Genomic DNA, 14,564 nt, shown 5'->3' on the forward strand with positions numbered 1-14,564 from the left:
TGTCGCTGTCCGGACGCTCCCGGTTATCCGAACTGGCCGGGCTGGTAGTCGCCGGCGGGCTGCTGGACGATGACGTTCATCCGGTTGTAGGCGTTGATGAGGCCGATCAGGGACACCAGGGCGATGAGCTGCTCCTCGTCGTAGTGCTTGGCGGCGTTCGCCCAGGCCTCGTCCGTCACCCCGCCGGCCGCGTCGGCGAGGCGGGTGCCCTGCTCCGCCAGCTCCAGCGCCGCGCGCTCGGCCTCGGTGAAGACCGTGGCCTCCCGCCACGCCGCGACCAGGTTGAGGCGCGTCGAGGTCTCGCCGGCGGCGGCGGCTTCCTTGGTGTGCATGTCGAGGCAGAATCCGCAGCCGTTGATCTGGCTCGCGCGGATCTTCACCAGTTCCTGCGTCGCGGCCGGCAGTGCCGAGTCCGAGAGCACCTTGCCCGCCGCGCCGAAGTGCTTGATCAGCTTGGCCGCGGCCGGGCTGGCGAAGAGGTTCAAACGGGCTTCCATGGTGTGCTCCTTGGCCGTTGTCGTTGGCTACACCCCTATGACGGAACGGCCCGGCACGATGTGACACGCACGAGTGTGACGAGCGTCTCCTCCAGCTCGTCGTCACGCTCGGAAGCCGCGGACCTGCTCAGCGCGATGAGCGCGGGATCAGATCTCGGGGAAGGTGTCGGGCACGCCGAGCGTCCCCGCGACGGCCCGCCAGACGGCCGCCTGGGCGGCGGCGAGGTCGATCCTGGGATCGTCCAGCATCAGCCGGATGCCGAAGCCGTCGCTGAGCGCCAGCAGCAGCGTGCTGACCTCGTCGACATCGCAGTCGGTGAACTCGCCCGCGTCGATCCCCCGGCGGATCGCCTGACTCAACCAGGTGTGCAGCTGGTCGTAGAGGTCGACGGCGAGCTTCTGCGCGGTCTCGTCGCGCAGGGCCCGCACCCACAGCTCCTGCCACAGCCGCCAGTCCTGCCGCAGCTCCGGGTCCGTGGGCAGCATGTTGTGCAGAATGCGGGCCAGTATCACGGAGGCGGGGACGGTGTCGGCGTCCCGTTCGAGTTCGGTGCCGGTCTGCCCGAAGGAGTGGGTCATCGCCTCGGCGAACAGCCGCTCCCGGTTTTCGAAGTGGTAGTGCAGCAGGGCCGTGGACACCCCGGCGTGCTCCGCGACCATGCGCATACGGATCTTCTCGAAGCCGACCTCGGCGATCACTTCGCACGCGGCGGCGAGGATCCGCTCCCTCGTCTCGGCGGTCCGTTCGGCCTTGGCCACGTGCATGCTCCCCGGGTCGTCTTCGTGTGCGGGACCGGCGCGGCGGGGCCCGTCCCGTTCCATCTTCGCGCATCCGCTCGTCCGTACGGCGCCCTATCGGTAGCGGTGGAATCCCCGGCCCGACTTACGGCCGAGCAGCCCGGCGTCGACCATCCGGGCCAGCAGCGGCGGGGGTGCGTAGCGCGCCTCCCGGAACTCCTCGTACAGCGACTCGGCGATGGACCGCGCGGTGTCCAGGCCGATCAGGTCCACCAGGGCGAGCGGCCCGAGCGGATGGGCGCACCCCAGGCGCATGCCCCGGTCGATGTCGGCCGCCGAGGCCGCGCCGGACTCGACCATGCGGACCGCGTCGAGCAGATAGGGCACGAGCAGGGCGTTGACGATGAAGCCGGCGCGGTCCGCGGCGTCCACCACCTCCTTGCCCAGCACCCCGGCGGCGAAGGCCCGGGTCCGGCGGGTGGTGTCCGCTCCCGTCAGCAGGGAGGGCACCAGCTCGACCAGCGGCAGCACCGGTACGGGGTTGAAGAAGTGCAGGCCGACGACCTGATGGGGGCGCGCGGTGGCGGCGGCGAGCCGGGCGACCGGCAGCGACGAGGTGTTGGTGGCCAGGATCGCGTCCGGCCGCCGGACGATCGCGTCCAGCCGCGCGAAGACCGCCAGCTTCGCGGCCTCGTCCTCGGCGACCGCCTCGACGACCAGGTCGCGGTCGGCCAGGGCGGCCGGGTCCGCCGTGACGGTGATCCCGGCGAGTGCGGCGTCCCGGTCGCGGCCGGAGAGCTTCCCGGCGGCCACGGCGCGGGCGAGGGAAGCGGCGATCCGGTCCAGCCCGGCGTCCGCCGCGCCGGGGCTCGACTCGACGACGAGCACCTCGCGGCCCGCCCTGGCGCAGACCTCGGCGATTCCGGAGCCCATCAGGCCGCAGCCCACGACCCCGACGCGTGCGATGTCGGTGTCGGGCCCGGTCCGGGTCCCGGTGTCGGTCCCGGTCTCCTTCTCCTTCTCCGTCTCCGTCTCCGTCTCCGTCTCGGTGTCGGTGTCGGTGTCGGTGTCATTCTTGGTCTCGGTGTCGGACAACGGTCCTCCCCTCCTGGTCAATCGGCTGTGCGTCAGCGAATCCGGGGCGAGCCCGTCGCCCGTGAACGGGCGGCCACCTGGACCGCCTCCGGTGTGCCCCGGCGCACCGGCCGGGGCACACCGGCCGGGTGTCAGGAGGCGGCGGGCATCCGCAGCACGCCCGTGCCCCGCTTGACCAGTTCGCCGGCGATGATCAGGCGCTGGATCTCCGAGGTGCCCTCCCAGATCCGGTCCACCCGCAGCTCCCGGTAGAGCCGCTCGACGGGGTAGGAGCGGTCGTAGCCGCGCCCGCCGAAGATCTGCACACAGCGGTCGATCACCCGGCCCGCCGCCTCGCTCGCCGCGAGCTTGGCGATGGCCGCCTTGGCGTGCAGCGTCTTGCGGTCGGCGGTGCCCTCGTCCACCTCCCAGGCGACCTGGTGGGTGTAGGCGCGGTTGACCGCGATGTCCACCGCGCAGTCCGCCAGCATCCCCTGCACCAGCTGGAAGTCCGCGATCGGCGAGCCGAACTGCCGCCGCTCCACCGCCCAGTCCCGCGCCAGTCGCAGCGCCCGCTCCGCGGCGCCGGTCGTCCGCGCCGCGATCATCAGCCGCTCCTCGGTGAACCAGGACCGGGTGATGTCGTACCCCCGGCCCACTCCCCCGAGCACGGCGTCCTCGGGGACCCGCACGTCGGTGAAGGTGAACTCCGGGTGCTCGTAGACGAAGGTGTGCATGAAGCGCGGCACCCGGGTCATCTCGATGCCGGGGGTGTCCTTGTCGACGAGGAACAGCGTCGGTTCGCGGTCCGGGCCGGCCGCGGCCAGGACGATCATGAAATCGGCGTGGTCGCCGACGGTGACGAACCACTTCTCGCCGTTGAGCAGCCAGCCGCCGTCGGTGCGGGTGGCGGTGGTCGCCAGGTTCTGCGGATCGGAGCCGGCGCCGGGTTCGGTCACCGCGTAGCAGTCCCGGCGCTCGCCGCGGACGACCGGTTCGAGGTAGCGCTCCCGCTGCTCGGGGGTGCAGAACCGCAGGGCGTTGGCCGGACGCCACACGGTGTCCCACAGCGCGCCGGTGAGCCGGCCCAACTCCTCCTGCACGATGGCCTGTTCCAGGATGGTCAGGCCGGCGCCGCCCCACTCTTGGGGCATGTTGACGGCCTGCAGACCGCTGGCGAGAACGGCCTCGCGGATGGCGGCGTGCGCCTCGGCCGGCAGGCCGTTGTTCTCCTCGCAGTCGGATTCGTACGCGGTGAGGGTCTCGGTGAGCTCGCGCGCGGTGCGCTTGAGGTCCGCCTGGCGCGGGGTGAGACGGAAGTCCATGTCAGTCCTCGGAGTTCGTGGTCGTGGTGGGCCGGGGTGCGGTGGCGGGAAGGGTTCAGGGCAGCGGGAGGGCGAGGGCGCGGGTGCCGCGTTTGATCAGCTCGTTGGCGATGATCAGGCGCTGGATCTCCGAGGTGCCCTCCCAGATCCGGTCCACCCGCAGCTCCCGGTAGAGCCGCTCGACGGGGTAGGAGCGGTCGTAGCCGCGCCCGCCGAAGATCTGCACACAGCGGTCGATCACCCGGCCCGCCGCCTCGCTCGCCGCGAGCTTCGCCGTCGAGGCCTTGGCGTGCAGCGCCTTGCGGTCGGTGCCCGGCTGGTCGGCCTCCCAGGCGACCTGATGGGTGTAGGCGCGGTTGACCGCGATGTCCACCGCGCAGTCCGCCAGCATCCCCTGCACCAGCTGGAAGTCCGCGATCGGCGACCCGAACTGCCGCCGCTGCACCGCCCAGTCCCGCGCCAGTCGCAGCGCCCGCTCCGCGGCGCCGGTCGTCCGCGCCGCGATCATCAGGCGTTCGTCGGTGAACCACTCCTTGGTCAGCTCGTACCCGTTGCCGACGCCGCCGAGGACGTCCTCGTCGGGGACGAAGACATCGGTGAAGGTGAACTCCGGGTGCCCGTTGACGGCGGAGTGCATGAACCGCGGCACGCGGGTCATCGCCACACCCGGTGCCTGCTTGTCGACGAAGAAGAGGGTGGCCGCCCGCTCCGGGCCCGCGTCCGCCTGCACCAGCAGGAAGTCGGCGATGTCGCCGCAGGTCACGAACCACTTCTCGCCGTTGAGCAGCCAGCCGCCGTCGGTGCGGGTGGCGGTGCTGGTGCCGGACGCGGGGTCGGACCCGGCGCCGGGTTCGGTCACCGCGAAGGCGTCGAAGCGCTCCCCCCGGATGACGGGCAGCAGGTACTTCTCCCGTTGGGCCTCGGTGCCGTACGCCAGGACGTTGGCCGGCCGCCAGGGGATGTCCCACAGGCAGTTGGTGACCTTGCCGAACTCCTCCTCGACGATGACCTGGTCGAGCAGGGAGAGGCCCGGCCCGCCCCACTTCTCGGGCATGTTGAGGGCGTAGAGGCCGGCGTCGATCGCAGCTTGGGCCAGCTCGCGGACGGTCTCGGCCGGCAGCGGTCCGCCGGCCTCCTCGGCCTGGTCCTCGTAGGCGTACAACCGCTCGGCGTAGGCGGCGGCGCGTGCCTTGAGCTCGGCCTGTCGGGGGGTGTAGCGGAAGTCCATGGTCTCCTCCGGAAGCGGTGGGCGGTGGGATGACGGGGCGTCAGGCCGGTACGGCGCGGGCGTCGAGTGCGAGGGCGCCGCCGGGGCGCACCAGCAGCGGATTGACCTCGATCTCGGCGATCTCGGGGTGGGCCGCGGCGAACGCGGTGAGGCGCTCGACGACGGCCGCCGCGGCGGCGACGTCGACCGCGGGCCGGCCGCGGACCCCCGTCAGCAGCGCGGACGTCCGCAGTCCGGTCAGCAGCCGCTCGGCGCGGGCGGCGGGGACGGGTGCCAGGGCGAAGGCGACGTCGTGCAGCGCCTCGGTGAGCACCCCGCCCAGGCCGACCATGGCGACCGGGCCGAAGCGGGGGTCGCGGTCGACGCCCACGATCAGCTCGACGCCGTCGGTGAGGTCCGCCATCGCCTCCACCGAGTAGGAGGCCGCGCCGAGCCGGGCGTGCATCTCCCGGTGGGCGGCGAGCAGCGCGGCGCGGTCCGGCAGGCCCAGGACGACGCCGCCGGCGTCGGACTTGTGCAGCAGGTGGAGGGCCTTGAGGACGTACGGCCCGGGGAAGGCGTCGGCGGCGGCCAGCAGCCCGGCCTCGTCCGTCACCTCACGGGCCTCGGGGAACGGCACGCCTGCGGCGCCGAGCAGGGCGCGTATGCCGTGGTAGCCGAAGTCCCGCAGCGGCTCGGCGGGCGGCGGCAGCGGACGTACGCCGGGCGCCCGCCGTCCTTCGGGGGCGGTCAGGGCCGCCAGCGCCCGGGTCGCGTCCTCGGTGGCGGCGAAGACCGGGACGCCCGCCTCGACCAGGGTCCGGCAGCTGGGCGACTGCGGGAACATCGACTGGACGACCAGCGGTTTGGCGGTCTTCGCCCGGTGTGCCGCGATCCGCCGGGCGGTCGCCAGTTCGCCCGCGGCGAGCGCGTTGCCGCCGCCCGCGGTGCCGGTCTCGGCGGCCGGGCCGCCCAGGCCGCCGACCGCCGCCGAGTACCCGCCGAAGTACCCGGTCAGCAGGACCGAGTCGACCTCGTCCAGGGCGAGCAGGGCGGCGACGGTGTCGCCGTAGGAGTGCGGGTCCTGCTCCCCCATCCCGGCCAGGTCGACCGGGTTGCCCACCGCGGACTGCTCCCACAGCGACTCCCTGAGCCGCCGCTGCGCGCCCGCGGAGAACTCGGGTACGGCCAGTCCGGCGGCCTCGGCGGCGTCGGCGGCGATCGCGCCGTGGCCGCCGCCGTCCGTGCAGACCGCGGCGCGGCGGCCGCCACGGGGGCGGGTGCCGTTCAGGGCGGCCAGGACCACGGCCATCTCACGGGGGGTGGCGACCAGTTCGACGCCGGCGTCGCGGCAGGCGGCGGCCACCACGTCGGCGGAGGTGGTCAGGGCACCGGTGTGGGACTGCGCGCTGCGGGCGGAGGCGCTGCCCCGGCCCGCGGTGAGCAGGACCACGGGCTTGCCCGCCGCGGCGGCGGCCTCGGCGAACGCCCGGCCGTCGCCGAAGTCCTCGGCGTAGACGGCGATGGTGCGGGTCGCCTCGTGCCGGGCGGCGTCGGCCACCAGGTCGACGAGTGTGACGTCGGCCTGGTTGCCCAGCGAGACGAAGCGGGAGAAGCCCAGGCCGTGGGGCGCACAGCGGAGCTGGAGTTCGAGCGCGAGGTTGCCGCTCTGGCTCAGCAGGGCGATGCCGCCGGGCGCGAACCGGTCCGAGGCGAGGTACAGCTCGGTGGTGTTGTCGGCGATGCCGAGGCAGTTGGGGCCGACCAGGACGGCGCCGGCGGCGCGTACCCGCTCGGCGACGGCCTGTTGGCGGGCGCGGCCCGCGGGTCCGGTCTCGGCGAAGCCGGCGGTGATGCCGACGATGGCGCGGGCGCCGCAGGCCAGCGCGTCGTCGACGGCGGCCTCGAAGCCCGGGCCGGGCACGGAGACGACGACGAGGTCGACGGGCTCTCCGATGGCGGCCAGCGAGGTCGCGGCGGGGCGTCCCAGGACCGTGCCGCCACGGCGGTTGACGAGGTGGACGGGGCGGCGGTCGGGGGCCCGCAGTGCCTGGGCGGCGACCGCGTGGCCGTACTTCGCCGGGTCGTCGCTGGCACCGACGACCGCGACGGACTCGGGGTCGAACAGGGCCGACAGGTCACGTGCCACGGTCACCTCGCCAGCCGGAGTGCGGAGTTGGGGCAGGCCGCGGCGGCGGCGCGGGCGGCGTCCTCGCCGTCGCCGGGGGCGGGGTCGGCGACGACGGCGGCGTAGCCCCACTCGTCGAGGTCGACGAGGTCGGGCGCGGGCTCCTGGCACAGGCCGTAGCCCTGGCAGCGGGTGGAGTCGAGGAGGAGTTTCACGGCGTGGTCCTTTCGGCGGGGGCGGGGTGCGGTCCCGTGGCGGGCGCGGTGCGGCCGGCGACGTGGGGCACGGCGACGGTGAGCCGGCCGGTGGCGGCGGCGCAGTCCGGGCAGGGTGCGTCGAGGTGGGCGCGGAGTAGGTGCGGGAAGGTGCGCAGCAGGCTGCCGGCGGTGCCGGCCGCGGCGTCGAGCAGTGCGCAGGCTCCGCGGCCGGGCAGCGAGGTGGACCACCTGTGCAGCCGGCCGGTGAGTGACGCGTCGGCGGTTCCGGCGCGCAGGGCGGCGACGGCCTCACGGATCGCGCCGGTGCCGGCCACGCACACCCCGCACTGCCGCGCGCTCTGCGCGGCGAGGTGGGTCAGGGCCGCGTCGGCGAGCGGGACCGGGCACTCGCCGGGTGCCAGGAACCTGATCGCCCCGCAGCCCAGTGCGGTGCCGGCGACCGCGAGGGCGTCGGGTTCGAGGGGCAGATCGAGGTGACCGGGACCGATCAGCCCGCCGAAGAGCCCGCCCATGAGGGCGCCGGCCGGCTCGGGGGTGCCCTGGGCCCGCGCCAGGTCCCGCAGGGTGCGTCCGTAGGGCACCTCGGCGAGCACCGGTTCGGCGGCGCCGCCGGCGAGCGTGACCAGGGTGGTGCGGGCGGTGTGGCGGCGGTGCTGCGGCCGGGCGTCGATCAGTGCGATCCGCGCCAGCGTCTCGACGTTGGCGACGAGGGTGGGGGCGCCGCCGACCCCCTGTTCGTGGGGGCGGGGCGGTTTGGCGGTGGGCAGGGCGGGGCCGCCGTTGATCCAGCGGACCGCGGCGGTCTCCTCCCCGGCGACATAGGTGTGCGGGGTCTCGACGACGTCGACGGGAAGGTGCGGCGGGCGTTCGGCGAGGGCGGCGCGGATCCGCTCGCCCGCCACGGGGTCGGCGAGGTAGACGTAGCCGCGCTCGGCGCCGGTGATCTCCGCGGCGCGGGCCAGTCCGTCCAGCACCAGGTGCGGCCGGGCGCGCAGCAGCCAGCGGTCCTTGACGGAGCCCGGCTCGCCCTCCTCGCCGTTGGCGACGACGACGGGGCGGGTCCCTGCGGCCCGCACCGCACGCAGCTTCCGGGCGGTGGGGTAGCCGGCGCCGCCGCGGCCGCGCAGTTCGGCGGCGGCGATCTGCTCCAGCAGGTCGTCCGGTGCGGTGGCCGCCCGGTAGCCGCCGGCGGCCCGGTAGGCCTCGGCGTTCTCCGTCGTACGGGGCGCGGCGCCGAGCACGGTGGGGTGTCCCGGGCGCGCCAGGAAGTCGGTCCCGGTCATCCTCGGTCTCCGTCCGGTGGGGCGGCGCGCAGGGTGCGCACCGCGCTTTCCAGGGCCTGGCGGTCCGCGGCCGTGCGGCCGTATCCGGGGCCGGGCAGGCCGATCAGCATGCGGTGGTGGTCGAGCACGACCTCGGCCGCGAGCAGGGCGGCCCGCCGGTCGCCGGGGCGGCTGCCCTCGGCGACCGCCGTGACCAGGCCGGTCACCTCGCTGAGGTAGCGCAGCCAGCCGCGCTGGGTGCCGTGCAGCACCAGGTGCTCGACGCGGCTGCGCTCGGCCCGCTCGGCCGCCGCGGGCGGGTCCGCGGCACCGTGGTGCGCACCGCGCAGGGCCGCGACGGTGGCGGGCAGCTCCCGCTCCGGTTCGGGGGTGAGCCCGAGCCAGACCAGGTTCCGACGACCGCTCATGCGTGCCTCCGGGGAGGGGTGGGGTGCCGGCACGGCGCGGGGCAGGGCGTCGGGGGTGGCGCCCTTGGCCGGTGCCGGGTGAGAAGGGGTGCGGTGGAGAGGTGCCGCCGGGGATGCGGCCGGTGGATCGAGGCGCGGCGCGTTCCGCTCGTTTCCGGGTCCGGTCCGTAACGGCGGGAGCGCCGGACCGGGCGGCTCCACTAAACTAACTAATCAATTAGTCAGGAAACAAGTCTTGACTTAGATGAAACCCGGCAGCAATCTGACTGACCAATTAGTCAGCACGGGATCCCGGAGCGGGCCCCTCCCCCGCGCCCTTCCGCCTCCGCGGCCCCTCGCCCGTGCGGCATTGAGGAGTTACCCGATGCACCCCGAAGCCACCGCGGCACCCCCGCGGCACGACTCCCCCTCCCCCGCGCTCCCCGCCCGCTACTACACCGATCCGGCCACCGGCGCCGCCGAGAGCCGGCACATCTTCGCCCGGTCCTGGCAGCTGGTGTGCCACGAAAGCGACCTCCCCGGACCGGGTGCGCGGCTCGCCGCCACCGTCGCCGACCGCGAGGTACTGGTCGTGCGCACCGAGGACGGCTCGCTGGCCGGGCACCTCAACGTGTGCCGGCACCGCGGCACCCGCCTGGTCGACGCCCCCGAACCGTCCGGCAAGGCGATCCGCTGCCCGTACCACGGCTGGACGTACAAGCTGGACGGGCGCCTGGTCGGCGCGCCCGAGGCCCGGCAGATCCCCTGCCTGGACAAGCCGTCGCTCGGCCTGTTCCCCGTCCGGGTCGAGTCCTTCCTCGGCTTCGTCTTCGCCAATCTGGACCCGGACGCCGTGCCCCTGGCCGAGCAGTGCGCCGGGCTGGCGAAGGCCGTCGGCCACTACGCGGACGAAGACCTGGTGCCGGTGGGGCGCAGCCGGATCCACGACCTGGCCGGCGCCGAGGTCCAGCAGGCCAACTGGAAGGTCGCCGTCGACAACTACCTGGAGGGCTACCACGTCCCGGTCGCCCACCCCGGCCTGATGCGGCTGCTGGACTACCAGGGCTACACCTGCGACATCGCCGAGTCCTACGTCCTGTTCGCCTCGCCGCTGCGCGACAAACCGTCCTCCAACTGGGCCGAGCGGCTCTACCAGCGACTGGCCTCCCCCATGCCGGGGCTGACCGAGGCGGACCGGCGGATCTGGCGCTACGCGGTGATCTACCCCAACACACTCATCGACTTCTACCCCGACCATGTGCTTGCCTGGACCGCACTGCCGACGGCCGTCGACCGGGTGGCCGTCCCCGGCGCCTTCTACACGCGCCGCGGGACCAGTGCGCGCACCCGGCTCGCCCGGCGGCTCAACATCCACATCGGCTGGATCACCAATGACGAGGACGCCGAGCTGGTGGCCCGGGTACAGCGGGGCCTGGGCACACCCGGCTTCGAGCCGGGCCCCCTGTCCCGCCGCGAGGCCGCGGTCGGCTGGTTCGCCGACCGGGTGCGCGCCGACCTCGGTGACGCGGTGGGCTGACCCGCACCGGTGAGGCAGCCGAACGAGCCGTCCCCCACGACGCGCGCCGCCCGCGCCACGGCTGACCGGTCCCGTACGGAGGGCAGGGCCTCCGTACCTCCGTGACCGCGCCCTGAAGCAGCGCTTCCCCTACGGAGAGGACACCGATGTCCCCCGAGGCACCCCCGCCCCCGTCCCGGCGCGCGTTCCTGCGAGCCGGCGCCGCCGCGGCCCTCACCCTGGGCCCGGCCGGCTGCGGATTCCTGCCGGAGAGCCGCAACGCCTTCGGCGACCCGGACCGGCCGATCGACGTCAAGGTCGACGGCGACCTGGTCTACTTCAACTGGGCGGACTTCATCGCGCCGGCCGTCTTCGACGGCTTCGAGAAGGAGTACGGCGTCAAGGTCGTCCAGTCGAACTTCGACTCGATGGAAGGCATGGCCGCCAAGCTCAACGCCGGCAACCGCTACGACATCATCTTCCCCAGCGCGAAGTGGGCGCAGCGCCTGGTCCAGGGCGGCCGGCTGCGCCGGATCGACCACTCCCGGCTGACCCACGCCGCCGCCGTCTTCGACCACTACCCGTATTTCGCCGACCCCTGGTACGACCGCCGCTCCGCGCACACCGTCCCGTTCACCATGTACAAGACCGGGATCGGCTGGCGGAAGGACCGGCTCGGCGACGATCTGGCCGGCTCCTGGGACGACCTGTGGCACCCCCGCGCCAAGGGCCAGGTCTTCGTGCTCGACGACCGCGACGAGGTGCTGGGGATGGCCGCGCTCAAACTCGGCCTGGACATCGGCACGTCCGACCCGCGGGACCTGGCCCGGATCACCCGGACCCTGCAGGGCCTGCGCCCCCGGCTGCGCGGCTTCTCCAGCGACAGCTACAACAACCTGCTCAACGGCAACGCGGCGATGACCCAGGCCTGGAGCGGGGACATGGCGGCGATGCTCGGGCAGGCCAAGGACCCCTCCGTCCTCGGCTTCGAGGTGGCCCGGGAAGGCGCACCGATCAACTCGGACTGCTACGCCATCCCCACCGACGCCCGCCACCCCGGCACCGCGATGCTCTTCATCGACTACCTCCTGCGGCCCGCGAACGTCCGCAGGAACGTCGAGTACATCGGCTACCCCATGCCGGTGCACGGCAGCGAGGAGGTCTACGCCTCCCTGGTGAAGCCGTTCCCGCAGTGCCTGGTCTCCCCCGAAGACCTCAAGGGCGACCTGTTCTTCCGCAACGCCCCGTCGAAGGGCGAGCAGGCCCGCGACTCCGCCTGGACCCACGTGAAAGCCGGCTGACATGGCACAACGCACCCCCTCCGGGGCACTCCGAGGGCAGCGCGGCCGCTCCGCGTCCGGCACTCGGCTGTGGACCTGGCTCATGCTCCCGGGCACCCTCTGGATGACCGGATTCCTCATCGCCTCCCTGATCCTGGTGGCCACCCTGGCCCTGGGGACCACCGACCCGCTCGGCAACCCCCGCTTCGGGCTCGACCTCGACAACATCAAGGCGCTGGCCGACCCGGCGTACCGCATCGTGCTGCTGCGCTCACTGGCGTTCGCGCTGATCGCCTGTGCGGTGTGCCTGGTCGTGGCGTACCCGGTCGCCTACGTCATCGCGCTGCACGGCGGACGATTCAAGAACCTGCTGATCGCCGCGATCGTGGTGCCGTTCTTCGCCAACTACCTGGTACGGATGTACGGCTGGTCGGTGGTGCTCTCCGACGGCGGCCCGGTGCTGAGGGCGCTGCGCGCCGTCGGGCTGGCGGACGCCCACACCAAGATCCTGCAGAGCGGCTTCGGTGTGATCGCCGGCCTGGTCTACGGGTTCGTCGTCTTCATGATCATTCCGCTGTACGCGGCACTGGAGCGGATGGACCTGTCGCTGATCGAGGCCGGTCGGGACCTCTACGGAGGCCCCCTGCGGACGTTCCTCTTCGTCACGCTCCCGGCGACCCGCCAGGGCGCGGCGGCCGGCACGGTGCTGGTCTTCCTGCCCGCCATGGGCGACTTCGTCAGCGCGCAGCTGATGGGCGGCCCCGACCAGATCATGATCGGCAACCTGATCCAGGACAAGTTCTTCCAGGGCCAGAACTGGCCGCTGGGATCCGCCCTGACCATGCTGATGATGGCGGTGCTGTTCCTCGGGATGCTCGGCTACCTGCGGCGCACCCGCAAGGACGAGGCGGAGGCCGCCCGATGACGCCCCGTACCCCCCGGCGCAACCGCCGCGGCACCGAGCGCAGGCCCCGGCTGGCCCTGGCCGTCACCGCCGCCTTCTTCCTGCTGCTCTACCTCCCCATCGGCGTCGTGGTCCTGTTCTCCTTCAACGCCCAGAAGTCCCTCACCGTCCTCAAGGGCTTCAGCCTGCGGTGGTACACGGCCTTCTTCCACGACGACGTGCTGCTCGAATCGCTCGGGATGAGCCTGCGGGTCTCCCTGGTGGCCATGGCGGGCTCGGTGGTGCTGGGAGTGGCGCTGGCACTCGGCCTGGTGCGCAGCCGTACCCGGCTCGGTTCGCTGGCCGGCCTGATCATGCTGGTCCCGCTGGTCACCCCCGAGATCGTCACCGGCGTCGCCGCGATGCTGCTCTTCAAGGGCGTGGGCGTCACCCTCTCCTCCGGCACCGTGATGCTCGCCGAGGTCACCTTCTCCATCTCCTATGTGACGGTGATCCTGCGCTCGCGGATCGCCGCCCTCAACCCGGAGGTCGAGGAGGCGGCGATGGACCTGGGCGCCACCCGCCTGCAGGCCCTGCGCCTGGTCACCCTGCCCGCCCTGCTCCCCAGCATCCTGGCCGCCGCGGTGCTGATCTTCGCCCTGGTCTTCGACGACTTCGTGCTCGCCTACTTCACCACCGGCGTGGACCCCCAGCCGCTGTCCGTACGCATCTACTCGGCCATCCGCTTCGGCGTGCAGCCCACCATCAACGCGGTCGGCACCCTGATGCTGGCCGGCTCCATCGGCCTGATCGGTCTCGCCCTGGCCATTCCGCGGCTGTTCGGCCGCCGCGGCGGCCTCGACCTGCTCTCCGGGAAGTGACCCATGCCCTCCACCGACTCCCCCTCCCCCGGCGCGACCGTCCCCGGCACCGTCCCCGCCGTCCGACTCGACGGCGTCAGCAAGAACTACGGCGGCTCCTACGCGGTGCGCGACCTCTCCCTCGACATCGCCCCCGGCGAGTTCTTCGCCCTGCTCGGGCCGTCCGGCTGCGGCAAGACCACCTCGCTGCGGATGATCGGCGGCTTCACCGACCCCACGTCCGGCACCGTCCTGCTCGGCGGCGAGGACGTGACGGCGCTGCCGCCGGACAAGCGCGACGTCAATACGGTCTTCCAGAGTTACGCCCTCTTCGACCACCTCTCGGTGGCCGACAACGTCGCCTTCGGCCTCAAGCGCAAGGGTGTCGGCCGGTCCGAGATCCGCGAGCGGGTCGCCACCATGCTGGAGCGGGTGCAGCTCGGCGGCCTTGGCGACCGCAAGCCGCGCACCCTCTCCGGCGGCCAGCGCCAACGGGTGGCGCTGGCCCGTGCCCTGGTCAACCGCCCACAGGTCCTGCTGCTCGACGAGCCGCTGGCCGCGCTCGACCTCAAGCTGCGACGGCGGATGCAGGTCGAACTCAAGCAGATCCAGCGCGAGGTCGGCATCACCTTCGTCTTCGTCACCCACGACCAGGACGAGGCGCTGACCATGTCGGACCGGGTGGCGGTGATGAACGAGGGCCGGGTCGAGCAGTGCGGGACGCCCGAGGACGTCTACGAGCGTCCCGCCAACCGCTTCGTGGCCTCCTTCATGGGGACCTCCAACCTGGTGCCCGGCACCTACCGGGACGGGCAGGTGGTCCTGGACTGCGGCCCCGCGCTGCCGGTCGGCAGACGCGGCGGCATCGCCGACGGCAGCGGCGTCAGCCTGTCGATCCGGCCCGAGAAGATCTGGCTCTCCGACTTCGAACCGGGCATGGCGCTGGTGCAGGGGGTGGTCCGGGAGACCGTCTACTCCGGCCCCACCACCACCTACCTCATCGAACTGGCCCCCGGCGTCACGGTGTCCGTGCTGGAGCAGAACACCGACCGCTCCCGCATGGAGGACCGCTGGCACGGCGGCGAGCGGGTGGAGATCGGCTGGCGGCCCGAGCACTGCCTGGTCCTGGACTGATGGGCCGCCCGCTCCGGCCGCCCCACCCACAGCAA

14 protein-coding genes are annotated in these 14,564 nt (G+C 73.1%); 5 read left to right on the forward strand and 9 right to left on the reverse strand.

Annotated features, from left to right (window positions below):
• Nucleotides 1-23: 23 nt before the first annotated feature.
• The 9 genes from AC0680_RS07960 to AC0680_RS08000 form a co-directional block, all read right to left on the reverse strand.
• Nucleotides 24-497 carry a carboxymuconolactone decarboxylase family protein gene (locus AC0680_RS07960; protein WP_478625888.1) on the reverse strand — a complete coding sequence of 158 codons (474 nt, stop codon included), beginning with the start codon at nt 495-497 and terminating at the stop codon, nt 24-26.
• Nucleotides 498-644: 147 nt separating this feature from the next.
• On the reverse strand, nt 645-1,256 hold the full coding sequence (locus AC0680_RS07965; protein WP_478625890.1) for a TetR/AcrR family transcriptional regulator: 612 nt from the start codon (nt 1,254-1,256) through the stop codon (nt 645-647).
• Between the two features lie 93 nt (nt 1,257-1,349).
• Nucleotides 1,350-2,201, reverse strand: coding sequence for a 3-hydroxybutyryl-CoA dehydrogenase (locus tag AC0680_RS07970; RefSeq protein ID WP_478626225.1), 852 nt, complete (start codon nt 2,199-2,201; stop codon nt 1,350-1,352).
• A 260-nt stretch (nt 2,202-2,461) separates the two neighbouring features.
• On the reverse strand, nt 2,462-3,634 hold the full coding sequence (locus AC0680_RS07975; RefSeq protein ID WP_478625891.1) for an acyl-CoA dehydrogenase family protein: 1,173 nt from the start codon (nt 3,632-3,634) through the stop codon (nt 2,462-2,464).
• A gap of 55 nt (nt 3,635-3,689) precedes the next feature.
• Entirely contained in the window at nt 3,690-4,862 is a 1,173-nt protein-coding gene (locus AC0680_RS07980; protein ID WP_478625892.1) for an acyl-CoA dehydrogenase family protein, read from the reverse strand.
• A gap of 40 nt (nt 4,863-4,902) precedes the next feature.
• Nucleotides 4,903-6,990: an acetate--CoA ligase family protein gene (locus AC0680_RS07985; protein WP_478625893.1), complete on the reverse strand. Its 2,088-nt coding sequence runs from the start codon at nt 6,988-6,990 to the stop codon at nt 4,903-4,905.
• A gap of 2 nt (nt 6,991-6,992) precedes the next feature.
• Nucleotides 6,993-7,184: a ferredoxin gene (locus AC0680_RS07990; protein WP_478625894.1), complete on the reverse strand. Its 192-nt coding sequence runs from the start codon at nt 7,182-7,184 to the stop codon at nt 6,993-6,995.
• Nucleotides 7,181-8,470 carry an NADH-ubiquinone oxidoreductase-F iron-sulfur binding region domain-containing protein gene (locus tag AC0680_RS07995; RefSeq protein WP_478625896.1) on the reverse strand — a complete coding sequence of 430 codons (1,290 nt, stop codon included), beginning with the start codon at nt 8,468-8,470 and terminating at the stop codon, nt 7,181-7,183. Before AC0680_RS07995 ends, AC0680_RS07990 begins: the two co-directional genes overlap by 4 nt.
• Nucleotides 8,467-8,877 carry a hypothetical protein gene (locus AC0680_RS08000; RefSeq protein ID WP_478625898.1) on the reverse strand — a complete coding sequence of 137 codons (411 nt, stop codon included), beginning with the start codon at nt 8,875-8,877 and terminating at the stop codon, nt 8,467-8,469. The genes AC0680_RS07995 and AC0680_RS08000 overlap by 4 nt, the downstream gene beginning before the upstream one ends.
• A gap of 364 nt (nt 8,878-9,241) precedes the next feature.
• On the opposite strand from AC0680_RS08000, the gene AC0680_RS08005 reads away from it, so the two are divergent.
• The 5 genes from AC0680_RS08005 (at nt 9,242) to AC0680_RS08025 (ending at nt 14,529) form a co-directional block, all read left to right on the forward strand.
• On the forward strand, nt 9,242-10,393 hold the full coding sequence (locus AC0680_RS08005) for an aromatic ring-hydroxylating oxygenase subunit alpha (RefSeq protein WP_478625900.1): 1,152 nt from the start codon (nt 9,242-9,244) through the stop codon (nt 10,391-10,393).
• A 146-nt stretch (nt 10,394-10,539) separates the two neighbouring features.
• Nucleotides 10,540-11,673 (forward strand): polyamine ABC transporter substrate-binding protein, encoded by a 1,134-nt coding sequence (locus tag AC0680_RS08010; RefSeq protein ID WP_478625902.1) that lies wholly within the window; start codon nt 10,540-10,542, stop codon nt 11,671-11,673.
• Between the two features lie 103 nt (nt 11,674-11,776).
• Nucleotides 11,777-12,577 carry an ABC transporter permease gene (locus tag AC0680_RS08015; protein WP_478625903.1) on the forward strand — a complete coding sequence of 267 codons (801 nt, stop codon included), beginning with the start codon at nt 11,777-11,779 and terminating at the stop codon, nt 12,575-12,577.
• Nucleotides 12,574-13,416 (forward strand): ABC transporter permease, encoded by an 843-nt coding sequence (locus AC0680_RS08020; RefSeq protein WP_478625905.1) that lies wholly within the window; start codon nt 12,574-12,576, stop codon nt 13,414-13,416. The genes AC0680_RS08015 and AC0680_RS08020 overlap by 4 nt, the downstream gene beginning before the upstream one ends.
• 3 nt (nt 13,417-13,419) lie before the next feature.
• Nucleotides 13,420-14,529 (forward strand): ABC transporter ATP-binding protein, encoded by a 1,110-nt coding sequence (locus tag AC0680_RS08025; protein WP_478625907.1) that lies wholly within the window; start codon nt 13,420-13,422, stop codon nt 14,527-14,529.
• The last annotated feature ends 35 nt before the right edge of the window (nt 14,530-14,564 follow it).

It is taken from the genome of Streptomyces sp. NPDC043738 (assembly GCF_056436545.1).